Raw genomic sequence first — 5,046 nt, 5'->3', positions numbered from 1 at the left:
CGTATGAATAACCAATTAAAACAATCAGTTGAAAGTATCGAATATACAAAGTAGAAGCTAAATTCAAAGTAAAGAAACCATAAAAACACTTTAACTTTCAATACATTGTGGTCTTTTTCTCTACGGTTACATAACGCCGCATTAAGGTGTGAGCAACGCTACCACCAAACCTAAACCATTACGCCGTAAACACGAAACCCAACCTTGAGCTAAAAATGCCAAGCGTTGGGAATCACTCTTAAATGCTTTGTTAGGCAAACGCGTTATCGAAAGTTTTTGAGTACTTTATATTTTACACTATGGTTATTAGCTTCAATAATCTCTACTTGAGCACCTTTATACCCGATTACTTTTGATGAATTTAAGTCATATTCAACATCATTTGTAAACGCAGCTCGTGCTTGACCGTTGCTGAATTCGCGATAGCTAATATTGATTTTATTACCAACTTTACCCGAGTAGAGTAGTGTTTGTTGAAAAGATAGCATGTCGTTCGTTGTATGCTTGATATCTTTAAACTCAGCAGATGTACACACCGTACCTCCTAAAGTAGAAACACCACAAATTTCTCGGGTTTTCTGATCTACGTACATGCCACCATAAGGGTCTGCTAATGCGCTAGCTTGAACCATACCGTATTGTGTCGGTGTATAGAAAATTTTGTTTTGGCTGTGTCCTATTTGCGTATAAATGCCCGGAGCAAAAGTGTAACCAGCGAGCACACCTACGGAGGTGCTGTACTTCAAAGATATCGCATTCACTGTGGTTTGCTTTCCTTTCGCTAGCATTTCATCACCCACATAAGCTACAGCCTCAACACCAATCGGCGGGTGATCAATAAGTGTTTCTTCAACACCTCCACCATTATGTTTTAGTGAAGTACAGCCAGATAACACGCTAAAGCTAGCTAAAACCAGCAGAATATTTCGCATAAATTTGCCCTTTATACTTTATGGGATGAAAGACCATATAATAACTAAGTTCAATCAGACATACGATAAGTTTGAATAGTTTGCCTAACGCCCTGTTAAGGTGTGAGCAACGCAATACCAAAGCCGCCGCATACCACCTTAAACACTAAACGTAACGCATAATAAAAATGCCACGCGTTGCGAATCGCTCTTAAACAGTTTGTTAGCTGTTTAATCGACTCCTCTCTCACGCTTTACACGCTTTAACCACTCTTTATCTTTTTGAGCCTTTTCTACTCTGTCTGCGGTGTTATAAGAATCCACCTGCACGCGCTTACTACCCTTGGTTACTTGGTCGAAAATTTCTTTGAAACTTTTGAAGTCTTTCGCTAGTTGGTGCAATGGGTTACCACCACCTAACTCAGAAATGCCCTGAAATTCTTGGAAGTCCATTACAAACTCATTTTCATACTTGTAACGCTCAATATCCTCAAAAGTGACTTTTAAACGTAAATAGTGAGAAAAAATATCTTTCTGGTTTCCGTCAATATCATAAAAACTAAACAGGAAGCTGTTGATTGATTGACCAATACCAAGTGCATGTATGCCACTTTTCAGTACATGAAGCTTTAAAAACTCTTTAATTATTCCCTCGTCACTGTCAACGACTTCAACCCCGTCTTGATCATAAAAAGAAAATTTTACATTCTTCGCCACTCCGTGACCTAAGTTAGTTATATGAATTTCTATGAAATTCATCCCCAGATCACTGTGCCTTAGCGCGACCGCTACATTTGGACGTATGCTTTCTCTACGTAATTGCCGAATTTGCTCTGTTTGAGTTCTACGTAACTCCCACGTTTCTTTCGCCAGAATGAAAGTCAAAACGGCAATAGCAACTGTTGCAATGGCTGAAACCCATGATGAAATGGAATCTGAGGTGAGCGAATTAGATTCACCGAACAAGGAGCCTAATACTACACCCAATATAAAAATGAGAGGAAACCCAACTATCCCTACTATTCCAAAGATAGGGATCAGACCTTTAACCTTGTCTTCTTTGCTCAAATTTACTTACCTCGATTGAATTAAATAGCTAACGCCGCGTTAAGTGGTGAACAACGCGACCACTGAACATAAAGCATTGTGCCGTAAACACTTATGCTGAATCAAACTAAAAGTGCCAAGCGTTGTGAATCCGTCTTAAACGCTTTGTTAAGTGCGTTTTGGAAGCGGGTACTTTAGCTTAACTTCTTTTGTTTCAACTTCACGAGGCCCTTTAGTAGGGTCATGGAAATACCAAATATTAAACTTACGTTCATGTGGCTTGGTATCATGCAACAAAGTATCCCAACCTAGATAACTCGCAATATTCTCAGCAACTTTCAGCTTGGCGGGAGAGCTAGCCTTACCTTGGAATGCACTCATTACCGCCCCTAGTAAAAAGTCGGCAATTTGAATGTGCTCTGATTCCTTAGAGTCTTTAGTTACAACCGAGCGAATTGGTACTTCACCACCAAATTGATTTTTAAGCATGCTATTAGCGATTTTGTGAAATGCTTCATCTGCTTTTTTATAACGCGAAGGCAAAGGGTCTACTTCGATGCGAAACTCACATTGTCGTTGAGGGTGGGCTTTGTGAATTGCACTAATTTTGGTTTGAATTAATTTTGTGAAATGCTTTCGCATTGCTAGGTCATAGTCACCGTCGTGATACTTTTTATCAACCATGCCCTTTCGTATAACAATACAATGAAAAGCTAACCATTGATGTTTGAAGAATGTTTCTATTAGATCTTCATAAAAACCAGCGTAGTGCTTTTTATGAGCCTTTTGCCATTTTATTTCATTGTCATATTTATGTTTGTCTCTTAGCTCTCGAATAATTCGAACAAAGTCTCCACGCCTCTGGTACTTCATCCAAAGTGAACCAAAACCATAATATTTCTGACCATCTACGCCTGATTCATCACAGGCCACATGCCAAATTAATTTACCATCTTGCATTTCACCTCCAATGTACCAATTACTCGAAAGCACTTAACGCCCAATTAAGGGGTGAACAACGCTTCCATCCAAACCTAAAGCATTGTGCCATAAACACTAAATTTGAAGTAGAAGCGAAAATTCCGAGCGTTGTGAATCCCTCTTAAATTGCTTGTTATGATATTTCTTTCGAAGCACTAGCTAATCTAGCTGCATTTTTAAAAGAAAGCCTGATAGTTCGAATCAAAATATCTGCTCCCCTTTTATACGAAAGATACAATAACCAACAAAGTACTAAATAAAAGCTAGCATCTAGTATAGATACCCAAACAACTTCAATTGTATTTACTTGTTTATGCACCAAGTTAGCAAAAAGAATGTTATAAGCCCAATACGCCCCAATAAGCATTCGATAAAATTTATGTCTTGACTCTATTCGTTGCTCTATATATTCAAAACTAGAATCTAAAAGCTCAACCTTGTCTTTATCCCCTTCTGATTTCTGTAAGATGAGTTTTGATATGTAATCTACATTAACGTTTTTGAGACCAGATGTAGCATAAAAACTAGGAGTGGCAAATAGCATTGCTACTATTGGGAGTACAATACATACAATAGAGCCGTAATTTATTATACTCGCAGGCAATTCAAGTAATGTTGTTACCAATAATGTACCCAGAAACAACACTACCCATATCACTGCTCCAATCGATGTCGGTAGAAAAACATCTTTAAGCCCCGTAATAAACTGCATAATCGGCAACCAAATCCAGTTTATTAATTGGCTTTCTGTCTCTACGTTAAAGACTTTCAACTCTGACTTTTCTAATATAAGTACGCAATCTGTCAGTAAATTATCCTTCAAGCTACCCCCTTGCTGAAACTAGAAATTCATAACGCCGCGTTAAGGGGCAGCCGACGCAACTGCCAAGCTTCCGCATAACACAGTAATCACAAAAACCAACGCATGATAAAAATGCCACGCGTTGGCTGTCCCTCTTTAACGCCTTGTTATGCGCGTGCTTCAGACCAAACAGCAAACTCGTTGCCACTTGGCTCTACAAAATGAAAACGACAACCGCCGGGAAATTCAAAAATTGAACGGATGATATTACCGCCATTTTTCACAACTTTATCCAATGTGGCTTCAATGTCTGAACTATAGAAAATTAAAAGTGCACCACCATTTTCAGTCCGACTAGAACGCTCAGCTTTGAAAAAGCCAACATCTAAACCTTCATTTGAAAAAGCTGCGTATTCAGGCCCATAGTCAACAAAGTCCCATCCAAAAACCTTTGAAAAGAATGCTTTCGTTGACTCTAAGTCTTTCGCTGAAAATTCTACATAATTGATCTTTTCATGCTGATTCATTGTTAACTCCTGTAACTTTTCCTATTAGCGCATAACGCCCGCTTAAAGGGCAGACAACGCAAAACAACCACGCTCAAACACAACAGCCGTAACCTCAAATACCCATCTAAACCAAAAGTGCCCAGCGTTGGCTGTCCCCATTGAAGCGTTTGTTATGTGCGTTCTCCAAGCTCCCGAAGCCTCTGCTTAACTTCAGTAACTGCGGCTAAGACAGACTCTTTGTAGTCTACATACGAAGCTTCTGATAATTTCTCAGCGCGATGAGCTATATCATTGCGCTTACGACGATATTTGCCCTTAGAATCCATTAGAAGCCTTAATTTAGGCAACTCACCAGTAACCTCTTCGATGAGTGTCATAGATGGTATAGATGTCGCCGTATACTCTGTTTTGAAATTCTTAATTTCCTTGGGTTGCTTGCCCGGGGTTGGCTTTTGAATATGGTTAACCCATTCAAGCAACTCAGATTCGAGCTTCTTTTTTACGCCTATCGAAGCAATGGGTTTCATGATGTGTTCTAAAACGGTCCACAAAGCAACGTATGACATTTCATATGAGCCTTTATGTTCGTAATATTCTGCAAGGGAATAATGTTCTTTTTCCAACGCATCTAACTTTAGGGAGATTTCTTCCACAACCGAACCTTCTAATTATTACTTTGTAGCACATAACGCCCGCTTAAGGGGCTGCCATGCAAAACACCAAACTAAAGCAAATACAGCCATAACCTTAAATGCTCATTTGAGCCAAAAATGCCTAGTGTTGGCAGTCCTCCTTT

The 5,046-nt window shown here is 39.3% G+C and carries 6 protein-coding genes; all 6 read right to left on the bottom strand.

Annotation, left to right across the window (positions count from 1 at the left end; all coding sequences use genetic code 11):
- Positions 1-263: 263 nt before the first annotated feature.
- Complete coding sequence (locus EXA13_RS16100) at positions 264-932, bottom strand: hypothetical protein (RefSeq protein ID WP_053805045.1); 669 nt, start codon at positions 930-932, stop codon at positions 264-266.
- A gap of 210 nt (positions 933-1,142) precedes the next feature.
- Positions 1,143-1,979 (bottom strand): DUF456 domain-containing protein, encoded by an 837-nt coding sequence (locus EXA13_RS16090; RefSeq protein ID WP_140085954.1) that lies wholly within the window; start codon positions 1,977-1,979, stop codon positions 1,143-1,145.
- Between the two features lie 147 nt (positions 1,980-2,126).
- A complete protein-coding gene (locus EXA13_RS16085; RefSeq protein WP_031850381.1) occupies positions 2,127-2,918 on the bottom strand; it encodes a DUF3800 domain-containing protein in 792 nt (263 codons plus the stop codon).
- A gap of 154 nt (positions 2,919-3,072) precedes the next feature.
- Positions 3,073-3,762 carry a hypothetical protein gene (locus tag EXA13_RS16080; RefSeq protein WP_238134038.1) on the bottom strand — a complete coding sequence of 230 codons (690 nt, stop codon included), beginning with the start codon at positions 3,760-3,762 and terminating at the stop codon, positions 3,073-3,075.
- Positions 3,763-3,908: 146 nt separating this feature from the next.
- Entirely contained in the window at positions 3,909-4,268 is a 360-nt protein-coding gene (locus EXA13_RS16070; RefSeq protein ID WP_001071517.1) for a VOC family protein, read from the bottom strand.
- Positions 4,269-4,420: 152 nt separating this feature from the next.
- A complete protein-coding gene (locus EXA13_RS16065; protein ID WP_238134037.1) occupies positions 4,421-4,903 on the bottom strand; it encodes a hypothetical protein in 483 nt (160 codons plus the stop codon).
- Positions 4,904-5,046 lie beyond the last annotated feature (143 nt).

It is taken from the genome of Vibrio cincinnatiensis (assembly GCF_022113815.1).
Classification (GTDB): domain Bacteria; phylum Pseudomonadota; class Gammaproteobacteria; order Enterobacterales; family Vibrionaceae; genus Vibrio; species Vibrio cincinnatiensis_A.
This window is presented reverse-complemented; position numbering and strand designations above follow the sequence as displayed.

Bases quoted from the DNA above. Each gene is read 5' to 3' on its own strand.
- EXA13_RS16100 (WP_053805045.1), bottom strand. From the start codon at position 932: ATGCGAAATATTCTGCTGGTTTTAGCTAGCTTTAGCGTGTTATCTGGC.
- EXA13_RS16070 (WP_001071517.1), bottom strand. From the start codon at position 4,268: ATGAATCAGCATGAAAAGATCAATTATGTAGAATTTTCAGCGAAAGAC.
- EXA13_RS16085 (WP_031850381.1), bottom strand. From the start codon at position 2,918: ATGCAAGATGGTAAATTAATTTGGCATGTGGCCTGTGATGAATCAGGC.